At 62.7% G+C, this 20032-nt stretch carries 15 protein-coding genes; 3 read left to right on the forward strand and 12 right to left on the reverse strand.

Annotated features, from left to right (window positions below; translation table 11 throughout):
- The 4 genes from J9885_RS06125 to J9885_RS06140 all read right to left on the reverse strand — a co-directional run.
- Positions 1-1728, reverse strand: a 1728-nt coding sequence (locus J9885_RS06125; protein ID WP_210548450.1) for an NUDIX hydrolase, incomplete at its 3' end; no start/stop codon positions are given.
- A 384-nt stretch (positions 1729-2112) separates the two neighbouring features.
- Positions 2113-3180, reverse strand: a complete 1068-nt coding sequence (locus tag J9885_RS06130) for a lipocalin-like domain-containing protein (RefSeq protein ID WP_210548451.1) — start codon at positions 3178-3180, stop codon at positions 2113-2115.
- The gene (locus tag J9885_RS06135; RefSeq protein ID WP_210548452.1) at positions 3177-5621 is read right to left on the reverse strand and encodes an FtsX-like permease family protein; all 2445 of its coding nucleotides are present in this window, start codon (positions 5619-5621) and stop codon (positions 3177-3179) included. The genes J9885_RS06130 and J9885_RS06135 overlap by 4 nt, the downstream gene beginning before the upstream one ends.
- Before the next feature lie 21 nt (positions 5622-5642).
- Entirely contained in the window at positions 5643-6323 is a 681-nt protein-coding gene (locus tag J9885_RS06140; protein ID WP_210548453.1) for an ABC transporter ATP-binding protein, read from the reverse strand.
- Positions 6324-6475: 152 nt separating this feature from the next.
- Here J9885_RS06140 and J9885_RS06145 point away from each other — a divergent pair, with 152 nt between their 5' ends.
- The 3 genes from J9885_RS06145 (at position 6476) to J9885_RS06155 (ending at position 9103) form a co-directional block, all read left to right on the forward strand.
- The gene (locus J9885_RS06145) at positions 6476-6946 is read left to right on the forward strand and encodes a DUF4357 domain-containing protein (protein WP_043761280.1); all 471 of its coding nucleotides are present in this window, start codon (positions 6476-6478) and stop codon (positions 6944-6946) included.
- A 135-nt stretch (positions 6947-7081) separates the two neighbouring features.
- Positions 7082-8509 (forward strand): sodium:proton antiporter NhaD, encoded by a 1428-nt coding sequence (gene nhaD / locus J9885_RS06150; protein ID WP_210548454.1) that lies wholly within the window; start codon positions 7082-7084, stop codon positions 8507-8509.
- A 27-nt stretch (positions 8510-8536) separates the two neighbouring features.
- Positions 8537-9103: a pyridoxamine 5'-phosphate oxidase family protein gene (locus J9885_RS06155; protein WP_210548455.1), complete on the forward strand. Its 567-nt coding sequence runs from the start codon at positions 8537-8539 to the stop codon at positions 9101-9103.
- Between the two features lie 72 nt (positions 9104-9175).
- Here the strand turns inward: J9885_RS06155 and J9885_RS06160 are convergent, their stop codons facing one another.
- From J9885_RS06160 to J9885_RS06195, 8 genes are all read right to left on the reverse strand, one after another.
- Positions 9176-10372: a Bcr/CflA family multidrug efflux MFS transporter gene (locus J9885_RS06160; RefSeq protein ID WP_210548456.1), complete on the reverse strand. Its 1197-nt coding sequence runs from the start codon at positions 10370-10372 to the stop codon at positions 9176-9178.
- Between the two features lie 50 nt (positions 10373-10422).
- Positions 10423-12099 (reverse strand): hypothetical protein, encoded by a 1677-nt coding sequence (locus J9885_RS06165; RefSeq protein WP_246876800.1) that lies wholly within the window; start codon positions 12097-12099, stop codon positions 10423-10425.
- 77 nt (positions 12100-12176) lie between these two features.
- Positions 12177-13424: a hypothetical protein gene (locus tag J9885_RS06170; protein ID WP_210548921.1), complete on the reverse strand. Its 1248-nt coding sequence runs from the start codon at positions 13422-13424 to the stop codon at positions 12177-12179.
- A gap of 179 nt (positions 13425-13603) precedes the next feature.
- Entirely contained in the window at positions 13604-14164 is a 561-nt protein-coding gene (locus tag J9885_RS06175) for a hypothetical protein (protein ID WP_134696796.1), read from the reverse strand.
- Between the two features lie 48 nt (positions 14165-14212).
- Positions 14213-15634, reverse strand: a complete 1422-nt coding sequence (locus J9885_RS06180) for an FAD-dependent oxidoreductase (protein ID WP_210548457.1) — start codon at positions 15632-15634, stop codon at positions 14213-14215.
- A 57-nt stretch (positions 15635-15691) separates the two neighbouring features.
- Positions 15692-16528 carry an FTR1 family protein gene (locus J9885_RS06185; RefSeq protein WP_210548458.1) on the reverse strand — a complete coding sequence of 279 codons (837 nt, stop codon included), beginning with the start codon at positions 16526-16528 and terminating at the stop codon, positions 15692-15694.
- Positions 16528-19497, reverse strand: a complete 2970-nt coding sequence (locus J9885_RS06190) for a hypothetical protein (protein ID WP_210548459.1) — start codon at positions 19495-19497, stop codon at positions 16528-16530. The genes J9885_RS06185 and J9885_RS06190 overlap by 1 nt, the downstream gene beginning before the upstream one ends.
- A 4-nt stretch (positions 19498-19501) precedes the next feature.
- A complete protein-coding gene (locus tag J9885_RS06195) occupies positions 19502-19951 on the reverse strand; it encodes a hypothetical protein (protein ID WP_210548460.1) in 450 nt (149 codons plus the stop codon).
- Positions 19952-20032 lie beyond the last annotated feature (81 nt).

A 20032-nucleotide genomic window follows, 5' to 3' on the forward strand; every position in this document is an offset into this window, starting at 1 on the left:
AACGACTTTATTAATATCAACAAATTCACTTGAGCTAAATACATACCAATCATGCAAGCTTAAACCATATCTACAAAGGTCTGGAACACCAACTTCTTTCTTAATGAACATATATTCTCTTAGGGTTATCCCTAACTCTTCTTTCACCTCACGCAATAGTGCAACATATGGACTTTCACCATTTTCTAAATGTCCTGCAATAATGCTAAATTTGTGTCCATAAGCAGGGTCTGCTTTTTTTATCATAAGCAGCTTTTCATCATGTATAAGAATAGCTGCAACTGTGATGTGATAGGCTTTTCCTTCTGAGTTGGTTCCCACATAAATACCATTATCTTGTTTATCATCATATTTTATTATGTGGATATCTTCTGAATCTGGTTGTTTGATATTTAAATTAACCCTAACATTATCCCTCGCAATGCGAACGGCCTGTATAATAGAGTCAATCCACAGTGATGCATCTATATCATCAATTTTTGTCATTAATCTTTCTTTATTTAATAATATGTTGTCGGGAATAACACCATGTTCTAATAACCATAAACTTAACTCTGATAAAATTTCATTTTCGAACTTAATAATATCGTCTGGAGTTAGTCTAAGTGTTTCAATAAAATCATTTGAAGTGCGATATTTATCTACACTGTGTAAAACACTGTCAAATAACTGTGATGAGTCTGTCTCCACTCCAAATCTATAGAGGTTATTTGCGTAAGATAAGTTGCCAGGTTGTATCTGTATATACTTCTTCTTTTTTAATATTTTTAATTTCAAGCCAGGGTATTGCTTTTTGAATAGATTAACTTCAACTTCAATTTCTTTTTCTTTAGAGATATAAATAAGACTTTTAATTGAGCTGGTTATTTTAAGTACACGTCTGACTGCATCAATATTAATGTTAATCGAACCATCAGGATTTTCAATAAACTGCATTTGGGGGGTTGCAAAGATAGGGTTATTATATTCAGAGAACATGTTCTCTATAGCTGAATCTTTCTTTATTAAAGGGCTGCAGATGTAAAGTGATATTTTAGAAACATTCCTGTGGTGATTATTTATGATTTTTATTATGTCGGATGATATTTGTGATGTAGTGCTGAATATGATCACTTCATCTTGTACAGTAGACAATAATCTTTTGTAAAACTCACTATCTGACTTTATTTTAAGTTCACTTCCTATTGCATATTCATTGTCATAAATAGGCTCAATTTTCTCTATATCATCATAACCTATCATTTTCAACGAATCTGAGAGTAATAAATATCTATAGACTTGGTTCTTTGATGCATCATGAGCGATTTTTTTAAAATCGCTCACTGATAATTGAGTGGAAATATTGAATGGCTCTTTTTCATTTTGTAGGGCAAACATTAATGCAGCACACTCATAACTTGTAGCGGTTTCAATAAACTTTTTATCTAAGCCATTCTTGTTAAAGAAGTCATTAAAAATTTTTTTTAGATTTTTTTCTAGCTCATTATTGTTTATGCTGCCAGAATTATTTAATTCATTTTCAATACGCCTTCTCAATTTATATCTTTTAGTGAAATAGAATAGTACATCCGTAATATTATTGTTTAGCATGAGAGGGATAATAGCGGAGCCAAGTAACCCTAATATTATGTTCTGAAAGTCAACTGGCTTAGATGATACATAAGCCAATAATAAATAAAATGCGAAAATAAGAATTGAAAAAATAAGGTTGGCTTTAGTTATTTTCATTTATAACTCCATTGGTTTTTATCATATATTTACCTCACCAAAGAATTTATCCTTATTACATGAGCCCATATATATTACTATTGTTGTGGCCTTGGTCAAGAGGAAAAATATGCTATCCATGTTATTATATCCACAGTAACTTGTTAGGAACGCATTTCCTTGTTACTGGAGGATTGTTATATTTTCTTGTGGCGTTAATTTTTAAAGTGAATCTATAAATGATTTAATATGTTTTCTTGGTGATTAAATGACGTTTGTAGGATATGCATTCATAAGACGCTATCATGTTTTATGAAGATGAAGTGCTATTTTATATATATGTGCTTGGTATTTTTTTGGCAACTAGCTAGGGAACACATTTGTTAAATAATGTCATGACTCATCTTAATAACCGGTCATCTCCAGATAACCGACGCCCTTGGCATCTCCCGAGACGGACACCGCCCCCTCCCAGTAGTCAAAGCGCCCCGTCATGGCCTGATTGGGTTGACGCGCCTTAATAACGAGATTCAAATCAGCGGCCTTAAGCTGCCACTCGATGGGGTAGGCTTGCCCCTTGGGGCCGCGCCAGGTCTTGCCGGGGGTGAGGCGGAGCTGCTCTGGGTTCAGCACCCGGCTGCTGCCGTCCCGTTCAATCAGGATGCCGTAGCGGTTTTCTGGCTCAGTGTGCTCTGCCTTGGTGCGCAGGCGAAACAGCATCAGCTCGCGGCCATCTTCAAACTGGAGCGAAAACCAGTCCCAGCCCGATTGCCACTGGGCCAATACCGAGCTGCTCCACTCGTGATCAAACCAGCCCTCACCGCTGACGTTGCGGGTCTCCCCATCCAGGGTCAGGGTGCCGGTTATGGTCAGGCGAGGGTAGGAGTAGTAGAAGGAGGCGTTGCCCGGGCTCTTCTCGCTGTAACCCTGTTTGCCCTGCAGCACCGCCGGCTTTGCGGCGCTCACCTTCACATCAAGATCCCCCGCCTTGCTTTGCACCTTGAGGGTGGCGGGAAAGAGGGATTCCCCTTGAGAGGCCAGCACCCAGTCTTTCAGCCAATACTGACCGCCGCTGGCACCGGCGAGGCCCGGCCCCTGGCGGCTGGTGCGCTCGTCCTGCTGGTGGCTGCCTTTGCTCACATCCGTGATGGCGAACTGGGCCAGCCAGAGCTGGGGGGTGAGCCAGGGGTTGTCCGTTTTTATCTGTTGCTCGATACCCTGGCGAAACAGGGTCCACTGCATGCCGTAGTCGCGCCCCTGATCGTCTTTCAGGTTGCCGGTGAGATACCACCACTCGGAGCGGTAGTCGGGGTGGGCACCGTGATCCACGGGCAGGTTGATGGAGTGACCCGGCAGTGCCTTTTTGAAGTGATAGCTGCTGCCACCCAGGATGGCGCCCAGATCGTTGGCACGGATCCCGGTACCATACAGGGTGCAGAGCAGCGCCAGCCACCAGATATTGAATGTTTTCATACCACTCTCCTTGCGGCGTACCAGGAGGCAATCGCGCCGCATACCGGCGCCAGCAGAAGCGCCGTGACGGCGTGCAGCGGGGCGGCCTCGAAGGCCAGCCGCCAGCTGAAGGCGCGGGGGTTGACCACCTCAATCAGCACCCAGGCAAGACCATAGCCCACCGGCAGGGCCAGGATCGCGGTGAGCAGCCCCAACCCCGCCCCCTGCCACACCAGCAGCCGGCGGCAGTGGCGGGGGCTCAGGCCAAGGCTCTGCAGGGTCTGCAACTCGCCGCGCCGGGCCAGCCCCAGCACCATGAAGGCCGAGCCGATGCCGACGAAGGCGATCCCCAGGATCAGCAATTTCAGCAGCTCGGTCACCACGAAGGTCTGGTCGAACACCCTGAGGGCGGCGGCGTGGATGGCGGGGGCGGGCAACAGGTTCACCCGCTCGCCAAACTGCGCCCGCAGGCGATCGGCGAGGCGCTCCGGTTGGTTGCTGAAGAGGGCGAGGGATTGCACGGCCCCGTCCTCGAAGGCGTGCAGTATCTGCCCCTTGTCGCTGCCGTAATCCTGATAGACGCCGGTGACGGTGAACGTTCGCGACCCCTGCTCGCCACTCACCTCGAGGCGCTGGCCCACCTTGACCCCGAGGCGCACCGTCAGCGGTTCGCTCGCCAGCACCTCGTCGGGGGTGGCGGGCCAGCGCCCGGCCAGCAGCGGATAGGCGGTTTTGAGCTCGGGGATAAAGTCCAACTGCGCCCACTCGATGAGCTGCCCCTGCCAGCGGGCGGGATGCACGGCGCGGCGGGAGGCGGCGCGCACGTCCGGCGCAGCAAGAATGGTGTTGAGAGTCTGCTCGCTCAGGGAGCCCCTGCTGCCTGCCACCCCTCTGGGGGCGCTGACATAGAGATCGGCGGCCAGACGCTGGCCGAGCCAGATCTCCACGCTCGAGCGAAAGCTCGACACCATGACCCCGATGCCGATGGCCGCCGCGATGGCCAGTTGCAGCGCCATCACCGCGATGGCGGTGCGATCCAGATGGTATTGGGTCTCGGCCACCGCGAGCCGGGCGGTAAGGGGGCCGCCGGGGCGGGCTCTCAGCCGTCCCAGCACGGCGCGCAGCACATCGGGCAGGGCGAGCGCCATGGCGAGCAGCCAGCCCCCGGCGACGAAGAGGGCGCCGGTGAGGCCGGTTTCTGGCCGCCACAGACAGAGCGCACAGAGCAGCAGGATGGCGATGGCCAAGGCTCGCCTGCGCCAGGGGTGGGTTGGCGGGCGGCTGTTGCCGTCCCGCAGTTCAAGGGGGGATTGGCGCAGCAGTTGCCACCAGCCGGGCAGGTTGGCGGCAAGCGTCCCAGCCAAGCCGAGCACCAGCGCCTTGCCAAGGCTCGCGGGGGAGAGGCGCAGCAGGTCGATGGGGTTGGGGCCATAGAGATCCGCCAGCGCCTGGGTGATCTGCCCCATCAGGGCGAGGGCCAGCAGGCTCCCCAGCAGCAGCCCGAGCAGGGTGCCAAGGGTGGCGAGGATCAAGAGCTCAAGGATGAGCCAGCCAAGCACCCGGCGCGGCGGCATGCCGAGGATGATGAGCTGGGCCAGCTGGGGGCGGCGCACGCTCTGCACGAAGCGCTGGGCGTTGAACACCAGAAAGAGCCCCACCGCCATGGCGAGCAGGGAGAGCGCCGTGAGGTTCAGCGCCAGGGCATCGCCGAGCTGGCTGGCGTCCAGCGCCGGGCTGATGGGCTCAAGCCAGAGGGGCTGATTGGGGGCATAGGCGTGCAGGGAGGTCTGCAAGGCTGTGGCCTCTTGCTCGCTTAACTTGAAGACGATGCGATCGAGCCGGCCGGCCTTGCCAAGCAGGGGCTGGGCGAGGCCGATGTCGGTGACCAGCAGCCGCTCCATGGGCACGGCGCCGGGTTCGAAGGTGCCGGCCAGGGTGAGGGTCAGCGCTCGCTCACCCCGTTTGCCATCGGGCGAGGCCTCGCTTAGGAGAAACGTCTTGGACTGCCTCGGCTGCCAGCCAAGCCGTCTGGCCTCGGGGGCCGCCAGCCAGACGCTGTCGGCGCGGGTGAGGGAGAAGGTGGGTTCCTTGTCCGGCGCGGCGCCAAACAGCCGGCGCAAGGGGCCGGGGTTGAAGAGATCCATCCCCAGCAGCTGGAAGCTGCGCCCCTGCTCATCCTTGAGCCAGGCGTGCAGCTCTGGCATGGCGTTGAGGTCGGGCTGGCTTCGCACCAGCGTCACATACAGCTGTTCATCCAGCCCGCCGCTCGGCGCCAGCCGATAGTTGGCCTCCCCGGCGAGCTGGCTGCGGGCGGCGACGAAGTTGGTGCGGGCGCTGTGGTTCAAGAGCTCGATGGCCACCACCAGGGTGACCCCCAGGGTGAGCCCGGTCAGGCTCATCAAGAGCAGCCAGGGGTGGGCGCGATAGAGGCGCAGCAGCGCCTTGAGCGGCAGCGGCAACATCACAGCGCTCCGTGGCGGGCGTCAGTCATGGCGGCGCCCCTTGAGCTCGATCAGGCGGCCCCCTTCCAGGCGCAGCACCCTGTCCGCCAGGGCGCCATAGGCGGGGTTGTGGCTCACCAGCAGGAGGCCGGCGCCGGTGCCCCGCACCGCCGCCATCATCAGGGCCATCACCTGCTCGGCGTTGTGCTCGTCGAGACTCCCGGTGGGCTCGTCCGCGAGCAGCCACCGGGGCTTGTGAATGAGGGCGCGGGCCAGGGCGACCCGCTGGCGCTGACCGCCGGAGAGCTGCTCCGGCCAGGCGTGGCGCTTGTGGGCGAGATCGAGGCGCGCCAGCAGGGCGTCAATCTCTGGCTGATGGCGGGGGAGCTGGTTGATGGCAAGGGGCAGGCAGAGATTCTCCTCCACCGTCAGGGTCGGCAGCAGGTTGAAGTCCTGATAGACGATGCCAAAGTGTCGGCCGCGCAGCCGGGCCCGCTCGTCCACAGGCTGGGTGTCGAGGCGGGTCTCCCCCAGCCAGACCTCCCCCTCGTCGGGGGGCAGCAGGCCCGCGATGAGGCTCAGCAGGGTGGACTTGCCACAGCCGCTCTGCCCCAGCAGCAGGCAGGCCTCCCCCGGGGCGAGCTGGAGATCCAGCCCCGCAAACAGGGGGAGCGTCTCGCCGCCGTTGTCGAAGCATTTACTGAGATTACGCAGGCTGAGCATGGGATAACCGTTTGATGGCCAATGGCTTTCACAATGTCAGTCACTATGCCAGTTAGTGATCGCGCCTGCAAAAGGGAAGCGGATCCTTGCTGGATCCCGCTCGCCAGTGGTGGTTAGAATAGGGCCTTCCATGGGTCACAGGATGAGCAAGGATGTTACACAAGCAAGTCAGTTTTATCGTCGACAGCAAGGGCGCCAAGCAGGCTGCCGTGGTCCCCATCGATATCTACAACGAGCTGATGACCCTGCAAAAGGCGCTCTCCGACAACAAGCCCGGCGAGCGCGAGCTCTACCACTTCAACGGCAAGGGGGCCGAGGCCCACGGTTATCCGGTGGGCAAGCGCCAGAACCCCGGCTTCATGGTGCAGGCGGGCTCCACCGCCAACGGCGAGGATGCGGCCTCCCTGCGCGAGGCGGTGATCGAGCTGCGCCAGGAGCTGCTGGGCAAGGGGGTGCTCACTCCCCACGGCCAGGGCTTCCTCTTCACCGCCGATCAGCTGTTCAACAGCCCGAGCCTGGCCGCCAGTCTGGTGGCGGGCAACAACCGCAGCGGCCTGGACGCTTGGCAGAACAGCGCCGGCTATACCCTCAAGCAATCCGGGTTCGGCAAGAAGTCACCCTGATGACGGGGCCCGCCGCCGGGCCCGGCATTCCTTTGTGTGAGCGCCCACCCCGCGCGGGCCACCACCATGGCGGGGAGGGCGTCTTCCCTCTTCGCTGCTAGCCTCAATGCCAGACGGTTCTCAAGAGAAGCACCCATGTCTGGACTCCTGCGCCTCTCCCCCCTCTCCGGGTTTGCCCTGTTCTGTGGCCCCGCGCTTGCCGACGGCGGCCCTCTGCCCCTGACGCACACCGGCGCCGGCCTCTTCGCCCTCGCCATCTTCGCCCTGGCCTATGGCCTGGTGATGGCGGAGGAGTACCTGAAGCTGCGCAAGTCCAAGCCCGTGCTGGTGGCGGCCGGCATCATCTGGATCGTCATCGGCGTGGCCTATGCCGGGCAGGGGCAGAGTCCGCTGGCGCAGGCGGGGTTTCGCCAGACGCTGCTGGAGTACGCCGAGCTGATGCTCTTCCTGCTGGTGGCCATGACCTATGTCAATGCCATGGAGGACAGGCTGCTGTTCGATGCCCTGCGTGCCCGCCTGGTGCGGGCCAGGCTCAGTCTGCGGTCCCTGTTCTGGCTCACGGGGATCCTGGCCTTCTTCATCTCTCCCGTGGTGGACAACCTGACCACGGCGCTCTTGATGTGCTCCGTGGTGCTCAACGTGGCCAACGGGGAACGCCGCTTCATCAACCTGGCCTGCATCAACATCGTGGTGGCGGCCAATGCGGGCGGGGCCTTCAGCCCCTTCGGCGACATCACCACCCTGATGGTGTGGCAGGCGGGCAAGGTGCCCTTCGAGCAGTTTCTGTTGCTGTTCGTGCCGGCACTGCTCAACTTCCTGGTACCGGCCACCCTGATGAGCCTGATGGTGCCGCGTCACGTCCCCGAGATGTCGGGGGACGTGGTGGTGCCAAGGCGCGGGGCCTTCACCATAGTGCTGCTCTTTGTGCTCACCATCATGACCGCGGTCGCCTGCCATCATTTTCTGGCGCTGCCCCCCGTGCTCGGCATGATGATGGGGCTCGGTTACCTGCAGTTCTTCGGCTTTTACCTGCGCAAGACGCAGCCCGTCACCCTGGCCCGGGAGCGGGCGCTGTACGCGCGCACCGGTGACGAGGCCAGGTTGCTGCGCCTGGGCTCTATCGTGCCGTTCGATGTGTTCAACAAGATAGCCAAGGCGGAGTGGGACACCCTGCTCTTTTTCTACGGGGTGGTGATGTGTGTCGGCGGGCTCGGCTTCATGGGCTATCTGGTGCTCGCCTCCCAGCTGCTTTACCAGGGGGATCCGACCCTGGCCAACGTGGTCATCGGCCTGCTCTCCGCCCTCATCGACAACATCCCGGTGATGTATGCGGTCCTCTCCATGGAGCCGCAGATGAGCACGGGGCAGTGGCTGCTGGTGACCCTGACTACCGGGGTGGGGGGCAGTTTGCTCTCCATCGGTTCGGCGGCCGGGGTAGCCCTGATGGGGCAGGCCAGGGGCATGTATACCTTCGTCGGCCACCTCAAGTGGTTGCCCGCCATACTGCTTGGCTATATGGTCGGCATAGGGGCGCATCTGTGGCTCAACAGCGCCCTGTTCTGATGTCGTGACCAGGGAGAGAAAGGGAAGATGGGACAACTGTTCGAGGCGCTCTCGCCGCGCCATGTGGCCTTCATCGAGGCGCAGAAGATCTTTTTCGTCGGCACGGCGGCCGCGGAGGGGACGGTCAATGTCTCCCCCAAGGGCGGGGACTCGCTGCGCGTCATCGATGCCCACACCCTGGCCTGGCTCAACCTGACCGGCAGCGGCAACGAGTCGGCGTCCCATGTGCTGCAACACCCGCGCATGACGGTGATGTTCTGCGCTTTCGAGGGGGCGCCGCTGATTTTGCGGGCCTATGGCCGGGCGCGGGTGCTGCACCGGGGGGACCCGGAGTGGGCGTCGTCGCTGGCGCTGTTCCCCCCAAGCGTCGCGGCCCGCCAGATCTTCCTGCTGGATATCGAACGCGTCCAGGCCTCCTGCGGTATGTCGGTGCCCCTGTTTGAGTACCAGGGGGACAGGGAGGATCTCGCCAACTGGTCCGAGCGCCAGGGCCGGGAGGGGATAGAGGCTTACTGGCGCAAGAAGAACCAGCGGAGCCTGGATGGGCTGGAGAGCGAGATCCTGGTGCGAAGTGGACTGTCACCGGACTCTTGAGGGCCACGCACACGAAAGCGAACACAAAAAAAAGCCCTGTCCATGGACAGGGCTTTGTCATTCATGGGGCCCTCAGGCGGCGCGCTTGCCGGTCAGCAGCCAGTAACTGAGCGCCGAGCCCAGACCGCAGCTGGCGATGGCGATGGCCATGGGCAGGGGGGATTCAGGGGGATTGAGGTTCACCAGTATGCCCACCAGGGCGCCGATGCCAAAGCGCAGGGTGCCCGCGAGCGCCGAGGCGGTGCCTGCGGACTGGGGGAAGTGCCCCATCAGGCCGGTCATGGCATTGGCCCCCACCAGGCTGATGTGGCCGACGAAGAGCACCACGGGGATGACGATGCCCCAGAGGCCCCCGCTCTGGCTCCAGGCGTTGTAGATGAGCAGGGCCCCGGCCAGCGGCAGCACCAGCAGGCCGTATTGCAGCATGCGCTCGGCGCCCACTCCCTTCACCAGGCGGCTGTTGACGAAGGTGACCACCATCATCAGCAGGATGTTGAGGCCGAACAGCCAGCCGTAGTGCTCGGTCGGCACCTTGAAATACTCGATGTAGACGTAAGGGGAGGCGCTCAGGAAGGCGAACATGCCGGAGCTCGACAGGGCCCCGCACAGCACATAGCCCATGGCGCCGCGATGGGTGAGCACGCCCCAGTAGTTGCCAAGCACCTGGCCGAGCTTGAGGGGCTGCTTGTGCTCGGGCTTGAGGGTCTCCCTGATCTTCCACTGCATCACCCCGCAGATGAGCAGGCTGATGACCACCAGGAGCCAGAAGATCACCCGCCAGTCGCTGTGGGCGCTGATGTAGCCGCCCACCACGGGGGCAACCAGGGGCGCGAGCGTCATCACCAGGATGACGAAGGACATGGCCCGGGAGAACGCATCCTTCTCGAAAAGGTCCCGCAGCAGGGCGTTGACCACCACCGAGCCCGCGGCCCCGCCGGCGGCCTGCAACATCCGCCAGGTCAGGAGCTCCGGCAGGGAGTCCGCCATGGCGCAGCCCACGGAGGCCACGGCAAACATCACCAGCCCCGCCAGGATCACCGGCTTGCGGCCGAAGCTGTCGGCGAGCGGGCCGTAGAAGAGCTGGCCGATGGCAAAGCCCCCCAGGAAGGCGCTGATGGTGAGCTGGGCGCCGTCGATGCTGGTGGCCAGATCCCGGGCGATGGCGGGAATGGCGGGCAGGTACATGTCCACCGCGAGCGGGGTCAGCCCCGCCAGGGCACCGAGCAGAATGAAGAGGAAACGGGGGGAGAGGGGACTGGCTTGAGGCATAGGGTTTCCGTGTCGTGGGCAAGAGGCCAAGGGAGCAGGAGATCAGTCTATCAGCTTTGGCGGGTCTGGGCAGGTTCATCCTGCCAGGGTGAAGCTCCGGTGGCGGGGCGACGAAGCAGCAGGAGCCAGGCCAGCCACCCGAGCAGCGAGAGGGCATTGCCCGCCCGCTCGGGCCAGCGTGGGGCGAGCCTCAGGGTGAGGGTGTGGCTGCCCGCCGGTACCCAGACCTGCATCAGCCCCTGGGGGGTGGCGCTCACCGTCAACTTCAGGCTCTCGTCGAGCCAGGCCTGCCAGCCGGGATAGTGGTACTGGTGCAGCACGATCCGGGTCGGGACCCGGGTGCTCACCGCCAGGGCCAGCGCCCTGGGTTGCCAGTGGGTCAGGGTCCAGCGTGCGCCGGGGGGATCGGCGCTCACCGGGGGCTGGAACTCCTCCTTCCAGGCCAGCAGGCTGGGGGCGAAGATGCCGCCGGGCACCTGCCGTGGCCGGTATTCCCGGGCACTGCGCTTGCTGTCGAACTCGAACGCCATGGCCTCCCGGGTGGGGGACTGGGTGAGGGGGGCGTGGCGCACATAGGCCAGGCTGGAGAGCAGCGTCAGCAGGAGCACACCCCACCAGAGCCCCTGCCAGAGGCGTTGGGGCGGGGTGCCCAGGGCCACCACGGCGACCGTGGCGAGGGCCAGGAGGAGGTTGAGCCGCCAGGGAAACTGCACCCGCTGCAAGGGGGGCAGCAGGCTCCAGATCGGTTGGCTCGGGGGCAGCATCATCAGGAAGGCGGCGACCCCGATGGCTCCCCAGCAGAGGAGCTCGGGGTGGCGTGGCTCGCGGGCGGCGGCCCAGGCGAGCAGCAGCAGGGCCATGGTGAGCACGCTCAGCCACGCCAGATGGCCACGAAAGCGCCAGTCGTCCCAGGCGGTGGGCAGGCGGTCGAGGAAGTTGCGCTGATAGTCGAACATGCCGCTTCGCATCATCTCCATGGAGATGGCCCCCTGATCCGCAAGGGCGGGCAGCAGCAGGGCGGCCGCCATGCAGAGCCCCAGCCCCTGGGCGCCGAGGGCCTGCCAGCAGGGGCGCAGGGTGCGACCGCGCCAGGCGAACCAGAGGGCTCGCAGGCTCACCAATCCCATCATCAGCAGCAGGCTGGGCAGGTGGGAGAAGGCGAGCAGCGCCAGGGCGAAGATCAGCAGTGGCAGCCCCGGGCGCCGACCGCGGTGGGCAAGATCCTGGCCGAGCAGGATGAGGGGGGCCCAGACGAAGGCCCAGAACTCTGCCAGGGCAAAGCGGGCGTAGAGATCCATGGCGAGGTGATAGGGCAGGGCCAGGTAGAGCAGGCTGACCACGAGAGCCCGGCCGGGCGGGGCTAGGCTGCGCAGCCACAGATAGGCAAACCCGCCGGAGAGCACCAGGGCCAGGGTGGCGCTGCCGAGCAGGGGATAGATGGCCTGCTGGGCCGGGGCGCCGGGTCCTGCAAGCAGGGCGCTGACATAGTAGGGAAGCGGAGGATAAAAGAAGAAGGTGGGGCTGCCAAAGCCACCGTTCATGGCCATCAGCCAGCGGGGGTAGAGTTCCCCCTGCCACAGCTGCTGGGCAAAGTAGTGACCGGAGAGCAGGTGGTGGAAGAGATCGTGCCCCCGACTGCCCCCCTGCAACCAGAGCGGCAGGACCAGCAGTGCGCTGGCCAGCGTCAGCACCAGGGGTACCCACACCCACTCCTTGTCGCCCTTCATGCCTCTTCTCCCTGTCAGCGTCCGCGCAGTGAGTGTAGCCGAGGCAGCTGGCCCCCTGGAACGCCCCATGGCGGGGGTCAGCGGGGCAGGGCGAGCCAGAGGCCGGGTTCGGCGTGAAATCGGGGGGCAAACCAGATCTGGCGGCTCGGGGCGGGCCACTCATGGGCATCGAGGGGGCGCCGACTGAGGCGGCATGCCCCCTTGGCCTGCGCGAGCCTGGCATCTCCCCCGTACCAGCCGTCGGTGACGGGCAGGGCCGTGGTTTCTCGCAGCAACCTCACCCCCCACTGGGTCACCAGCGCCGGGCATGCCTGCTCCGCCAGCCGGGTGGCCCGGGTCATGGCGGGCGCCGCCGGCGGGGTCAGGGTCGTCAGCAGCAGCAAGAGGGCGCAGATCAGGGCCGGCAGCTCGCCCCGGCGCGGCAATTTACCCGCCAGCAGCACCAGGCCGAGCAGTGTGATGGGCGCCAGATGGCGGGGATTGTCCGGATTCTGGCCAAACAGGGTCCAGAGCAGCAGGGCAAGCCAGCCCAACGTCCAGACAGGCTGGTGCTTTCTCTCTGTTTGCCGGCGCGGGACCAGCAGCAACCCAAACGCCAGGGGCCAGAGGAGGGTGAACTGGCTGTTCAGGGTCAAGGTCCAGCTGAGCAGCCGATCGCCATGGGCCGCCGCCGTGTTGCCCCACAGGGTAAAGTGGCCGCCGGTAAAGCGCCGCCCCTCGGCAAAATAGGCCCAGCCATCGGCCTGCCAGACAAACAGCAGGCAGGCTAGCCCGACCAGGACAACGGGGAGCAGAAACTTGAACCGTTCTCCCTTCTGCGCCATCCCGAACCAGAGCGGCAGCAGGGCCAGCACAAAGTAGGAGGGGCGCAGGGCCAGCATCAGCCCCAGCAGCAGGCCGGCCAGCGCCGTTTTGCGATGCTGCAAGGCCAGCAGCGTCCCGAGCCAGGCGGCGAGTGCCGGCCCGTCCGAGAGGCCGGAAAGCGCCAATGTCGGGGTGAGCGGCAGGGCCAGCACCAGCACCCAGACCGGCGCCAGCAGGCTTGGCCGTTGCCACAACCTCACCGCAAGCCCGGCGGCGAGGGGCGCTATCAGCGTTGTGCCCAAGAGGCTGGCCCACTGCACCGCGCGGGCCGGATCGTCTATCAACAGGTTGATCAACCGTGCCAGCCAGATAAAGGCGGGGTAGCCCGGGAAGTGGGGGGAGAACTCCAGCACGCTGAAGCGCACCACCCCGTGGGCAAAGTTCAGGGCATCGTCGGAATCGAGGGCCACCGGAAAGGCGAGCAGCCAGCCAAGCCAGGCCAGTTGCAGCAGGATCAGCAGGTAGGGTCGATTAGCGAAGCGTAATAGACCCTGATGATGCCCCCCTTCTCCCGCCAGGGGGGAAGGGGGCAAACCGGCGTCCGGGGGCATCTATCGGCAGTCCGTGCATAGGGTGGGTAGCGCGCAGCGAAACCCGCCGTTTGTCATTGCGAGGTGGCGCAGTGGTTGGCTGGTGGCCATCAGAGTGGCGCCAGCACGGCCATCAGCGCCTTCTCGGCATCGCTAAAGGCGGCCGGGTCGGCGGGCTTGGCCCCCACCCCGAACACTCCCGGGTTGCCGATGGCATCCAGCACCCTGGCCAGCGCCTGATCCGCGGCCTTGCGATCCCCTTCATTGAGGGAGGGGAGGATAAGATCCAGGAAGCGCTTGCTCTTGACCACCAGCACCTTGGCGGTCTGGTAGTCGCCGAGGTTCTGGGCCGCCCCCTCGAGGCGGCGCTCGATCTCCGCCTTGTAGGCGCGGTTGAGCAGGGCGGCGGTGGCGTCGGCATCCTTGGCCTGGATGGCGGCGGCCAGGGGCTGTTGCAGCTCGACCTTGTGATGCTCCTCCAGGTAGGCCAGCTCCTCGGCGATCCCCTTGAGGGTCTCGCTGGCATCCTGGCCGTCACTGGCGGCGGTCAGCAACTGCTCGCGGGCGTCGATCAGCGGCTCCTTGCCGGCTGCGGCGTAGGAGTAAGCCTGCGCTTGTCCGCTGAGGGCCAACAGCAGGGTGAGGGCGAGTAAACCCGGGCGTATGGTCATCCTGTTCTCCTTACTTATGCCAAGAGGTTATGCCAATGGCGCGGCCGCTCAGGCCACACTCTGGGTCTCGATCACAGTATTTTCGTTGCGATGGTTATAGATGGCGTGGCGTCTGTCTACCCCGTCGATCACCATGTCCGCGGCCATCAGCCCCATCTCCATGGCGGTGTCGGTGAAGATGTAGCGGAATGTCCCCTGACGGCCGGTCATGATGAGGTTGGTGATGGGCATCAGGGCCTGGATGGCTTCATTGCGGCGGGCCTGGTAGCCCAGATCCATCAGGGGGTAGGCGTATTCGCTGCGCGCCTCGAAGGTCTCATCACCAAGTTTCTGGGTATCGACGCCGAGGCTCGCCAGATCCTGAGTGACCCGGCCGCGCAGATCAGAGAGCGGCGCCTGCCAGGTGGTATCCCCCGGGTTGCAGGGGATCTCCAGCATCACGGATGTTTGCCCCATCGGCGCCATAAAGGGGCTGCGCCGACGCGGCTCCTGCAAGCGGGTGGCCAGGATATGGGGGTCGGAGAGGTACTGCCAGGTGTTGTCCGACAGGTTCTCTGTTTTAAGCGGCATGTTGACGAAGCGCAGCGACCGGTATTGGAGATCGCACGGCAAGCCCAGATGCCGGCAGGTGAGCGGCAGCGGCAGGGTGGAGATCACCTGATCGAAGCGCTCGCTCTGCTCAATTCCCTCCTGTTGCCAATAGACCCGTTCAACGCGGCCATCAGCTTGCTCGAGGCGGGTGATGGTGGCGCCGGTCTTGAGCGCCACGCCTTCTGCCACCAGCCGCTCCCCCAGGGTGGTGAAGATCTGGCCGAAGCCGTACTTGGGGTAGCGGTACTTGCGGGCATAGGTGCGCACCGAAATGCTGCCGTTGCGCCTTGGCAGCAGGCGACGCGCCACGTCTTTGAGATCGATCAGGCTGATGCGCTGGCCGGCCCAGTCGGCGGAGAGCTGGTCCGGGTTGATGCCCCAGAGCTTGGCGGTGTAGCCCTCGAAGAACTGGCGGTAGAGGGTGCGGCCGAAGTGGCTCTGGATCCACTCGGCAAAGCTGGCTTTCGCGAAATCCTCGGGCTTTTTGGCAAAGGGCAGAAGCAGCAGATCCTTCACCGCACCGGCCATCAGGGCCAGCGGCGCCGTCTTCAGCAGATTCGGCAGATTGAGGGGGTAGTCATAGGTGCGCCCGCCAAAGCGGATCACGCTCTTTCGCTCGGCGTGGAGCAGATCGTCCCCCATCAGCTCGTCGATGAAGGCGAGCAGCTCGGGATTCTTGGTGATGAAGCGGTGACCGCCGTAGTCGAAACGATACTCGCCGTCGCGCCCCTGGAAGGTCTGGGTGGCGCACATGCCGCCCACGACCGGCTCCTGCTCGAACAGGGTGACCGCAAAGCCGGCCTGGCAGAGGCGCCAGGCGGCCATCAGACCGGCGGGACCGGCCCCCAGCACCGCAATCTTCTTGTTGTTATCGGCCATCGATATCTATCCACAAACGAGAAAAGGGGCCTGCCGGCCCCGTGTTGAAAAGGTGGCTCAAGCCTGGGCGACCGGCGCAGGCTTTGGGCTGTAGTTGCGATGCCAGAGGGTGACGAAGACCGCCAGATAGATCAGCCAGGTCGCCAGCTGCAGGCCGGCCGGTGAGGCATTGTAGCCGAACAGGGCCCGCAGGAAGGTGCCGAAGACGCCCTGATCGTCGAGAATGTGGCTGATGTTGAACACAGGCGTCGTCCAGAGGGTGATGACGCCGGCCGCCTGCAGCATGTTGACGGCGGAGGAGAGCAGGCCGGCGGCGATGATGATGATGAGCAGGCCGGTCCAGCGGAAGAAGGGGGCCAGGGCCACCTTGCGGGTGGAGCGCAGCAGCCCCCACACCAGCACCATGGAGAGCAGCAGGCCCCCCAGTGCCCCCATCAGCCCCTCGTGCAGATCCACCCCCTGCCCGGAGTAGACCAGGGCGGAGAAGAAGAGCACCGTCTCGAACCCCTCGCGCATCACGGCGAGGAAGGCGAGCAGGGCGAGACCGAACAGGTTGCCGGTGTCGATGGCGGCGTCGATGCGCGCCGTCATGGCCCCCACCTGGGACTTGGCCTGCTTCTGCATCCAGACCGCCATGTAGCTGAGCACCAGGGTGGCGAAGATGAGGATCCCCGCCATCAGCAAGTGGTTGTAGCGCTCGCTCTCGAACTGGCTCACCACCACCTGGAACAGGAAGGCCACGGCCAGGGAGGCGATGAGGCCGAGCACGACCCCCAGATAGATGAACTTGTTGTGGCGGCTCGCCCCCAGCTTGGCGAGGTAGGAGAGGCAGATGCCCACCAGCAGGAAGGCTTCCAGCCCCTCGCGCAGGGTAATGAGAAAACTTGCAAACATCAGGTTCGAGGCTCCGTGTCGGGCGTAACGGGAAGGGATTGCAGGGTGAGCTGCAACCGGTTGAGCTGCACTATGGGTGGCGCCGGCAAGCTCGGCTCGGCGGCGAGCACCGCATCACTGACCCACTTGGGGTAGGTGCGGAAATTGAGTTTGATATCGGTCTTGAAAGGCCCCTGGGCATCCGCTGGCAGCGGCCAGGCTTCATCGCGCCAGCCGTCGGCCGGGATGCGGGTGTCTTCCAGCAGTTTGGCGTAGCGCCAGAACTTGAGCCCCACCGGCTTGCCCTCGGCATCGCCGAACACCTTTCTGAACAGTCGCGCATCATCGGGCACGACGCCGTCCACCGGCTGGCCGCTGGCAAGTACCACGCGGCCTCTGGCGTCGGTGACGGTCAGTTCCAGCCAGAGCTCGCGAAAATCGGCGACCCCGGTGGGCAGGGCGTGGCCCGCGCCGACGTTGGTGACCCGCACCACCAGCGCGGGCTGGCCACCCTGGTTTTCAATGCGGGCGGAGAGGGTAGCGCTGGAACGCAAGAGCGCCAGGCTCTCCTGCTCGAGCGCGGGATTGCGCAGTCCCACCAGCTGGTGCTGGGCGCCGGTGAAGTTGTGGCGATAGAGCCGCTCTTTCATGGTGCCGTTTTCGGTGGACTGGCCGGCCACCGGCGCGCCGCCGTTGCCCGGCTCCGGGTTCATATGGCAGTCGATGCAGGTGCGCCGCTTGGCGGGATCCTCCGCCTTGGCGAAGCTGGAGCTCTCCCACTCGTCCCAGGTGTTGACGATATTGGCGCCGGTGCCCGGGGCAAACTCGTTGTGGCACGACTTGCACAGGGCCGCATCCTGGTAGAAATCCTTCTGGTAGGAGGCTTTGTGCATGGCGGGGCGGGCGTTGATCTGCCGCTCTGCCAGCCAGTGCTGGAGGCTTCCCCCCGGGGCATCCTCGAACACATAGCTCTCGCGGTCTTTCAGATTCACGGTAAAGGCGCTGTTGCCGCCCGCATCTTCCACTTTGGTGATGCGATGGCAGAGCACGCAGCCGGTCCCTTCTTCCACCACGGGCTCGCCTGCTTTGTGTGCGGCAATGAGCGAGGCGCCGCCCTGCTCGAGCATGTGGGAACCCTTGGGCAGATCCATCTGGCCGGTCAGCACCTGCTGGGGCATGTGGCAACCCTGGCACCATTGACCGAAGGCTTCGCCCTCTGTTTCGCGCGCCAGCGCTTGCACCACCTTGTAGTAGGGGTGGGAGTTGCCCATCAGCCGGTGGTTGCTCTCGCTCCAGTCCGCAAACGCCTGTTGGTGGCAGTTCTGGCAGGAGGCGGAGTTGAGCCACTCTTTCGGGTGGGTGGTGGGCGCCTTGGCGGGATCGGTTCTCGGGGCGTCGAGGCGCAGCCAGTTGGCGAGATAGGGGAGGTTGCCATCACTGGTCACGAAGGCGTGCAGCTCCTCCATCATCGCCCGTACCTCGGGCTGGGGCCTCGCGGGGTCGACCGGCTCGGCGCCATCGCGACCGTCGTGGCCCATGCCCCCCTGGGTCTGCTGGGTCATGCGCAGGTATTCGCCGATAAAGTCCCCCGCCACCATGTTGGCGAGGTTGGCGTGGCCGTTGATGGCATTGTCAGCGCTTTTCTGGCGATGGGCCGCCATCAGGTGGCGGTTGGTGAAGTTGAACCCGTCCAGGTGGCAGGAGTTGCAGCTCATCCAGTTGTCCCCGGCCATGGGGAAGCGGCTATTGGCCGCGGTGTTGCCGAGGTTGAACAGCCGTTCGCCGCGCCTGAGGGGCTCGGGTCGGGGATCGGCTGCCACCAGCCTGGCGAAGTGGGGCAGATCCACGGTGACCCGGGCGAAGGGGCTGCTGCCGCCTGTGTTGAGACGGGTGAGATCCTGCCCCATGGCGTTGTGCACCAGGATGTGCTCGCCGTCGACAAGCAAGTCGCGCGGGTTCTGTCCCGGCAGGTGGCGCAGGAGCTGGGTCGCCTTGGCGCCCCCCTGGAATTTCTTGCGTCTGTGGCGGTTGCTGTTGGATTTGCCGCTGCGGGAGAGGTCGAACACCAGCAGATCTTCGGAGCCCGCCAGGGTCAGGTAGACCCGCTTGCCGTCGGCAGCGAAGCGCGCCGCGAACGGATTGGAGACGATCTGGCTGCGGTTGCCGACGCTCGGCAGGTTGATCTGCAGGAAGAGCTGCTTTCTTTCATCGACCCGTTCTTTCTCCTCATCCAGATCGATGATGGAGACCGCCGGGAAGACGGTGCTCTGAAACTGGAAGGGGTGGTCGAAGCTCCAGAGCACGTGGGGCAGCCAGGCTTCTCGGCCATCGGGGGAGAGGGCGATGCCATCCAGCAGGCGCGGCAAGCCTTGAGAGTCGCTCGGGGTGTCGCTGTGGGTCTCGGCCAGGGTGATCAGGCGCGGTGTGGGCAGGACGGCTTGCTTGGCGCCGCCCTCCAGCTTGGCGAGATCGTAGATGGCGAGCTGGCCTGTCATGGCGTGGGTCAGCAGCAGGCGATCGTCGTCGGTCAATGCCAGCCCGCGGGGCGTCTCGGCGGTGCTGGCGTCCAGCAGCAGCTTGCCCGCGGTGTCATAGGCCTGAAGGCGCCTCCCCTCGAACAGCGTGACCCAGAACCACTGCCGCTTGGGATCGTAGATGACCCCGTAGGGTCTGTGCCCGGTGGGGATCGCCTTCTTGAGGTCAAGATCTTCGTCCAGCAGCAGCAGGCGATCGCCGCTGTAGTCGGTCACCAGCAGGGTGCCGCCTTCGGCGCGGGCGAGCTGGCGCAGATCGCCCCCGAAGCGGGCCTCCTTGAGGCGCTTGCCGGTGCCTCGCTCCAGCAGAGTGACGGAGCCCGCGCCCAGGTTGGCCACCAGCAGGCGAGGGGCTTGCCCCTCGTCATAGGCAATCATGGCCGAGCCCATCTCCTGGGCCGAGGCGGTCCCCACCAAGAGGACGGCGAACATCAGGGAGAACAGCAGCTTCAACATAAGATCAGGCGCGCCATGTCAAAATGGTCCAGCGCCAGGCGTGGCGCAGCACCAGGGGAGCGAGGGCGAGGGCGCTCAGCCAGTGGGCCCAGCTGGCGAGGTTGCCGAGGCTGTCGCCCGGGGTGCCGTGCAGCACCAGCAGCAGGCCGCTGGCGAGGCACACTAGCAGCAGGCCTTCGATGATGCGCCCCGTGGTGCGCAGGAAAGGCTTGCGGCTCTTGCGCAGCAGGCTGCGATGGGAGAGCCAGAAGGCACCGAACAGCAGGGGAAACAGGGAGAGCGAGAGCACCAGGTGGAGAAACAGGTTCCAGCGCGCCAGGGACCAGGTCGGGGTCAGGGGCTCCCACAGCAGCAGGCCGGAGAAAAACATCAGGTAGAGTGCGCCCTCGGCGGCCTGATGGTGATAGGCCAGCCAGTGCCAGACATGTCGCGGTGAGAGGGAGAGGCTTGTCATGGGTGCTCCAGCACCCGGGCAGTTCCGCCCGGGGCGAGCAAGTTTACAATGGGGAAAGGGTAATGAAAAGAGTTATCAATT

It is taken from the genome of Aeromonas sp. SrichE-2G, from assembly GCF_017939565.1.
Lineage (GTDB): Bacteria > Pseudomonadota > Gammaproteobacteria > Enterobacterales > Aeromonadaceae > Aeromonas > Aeromonas taiwanensis.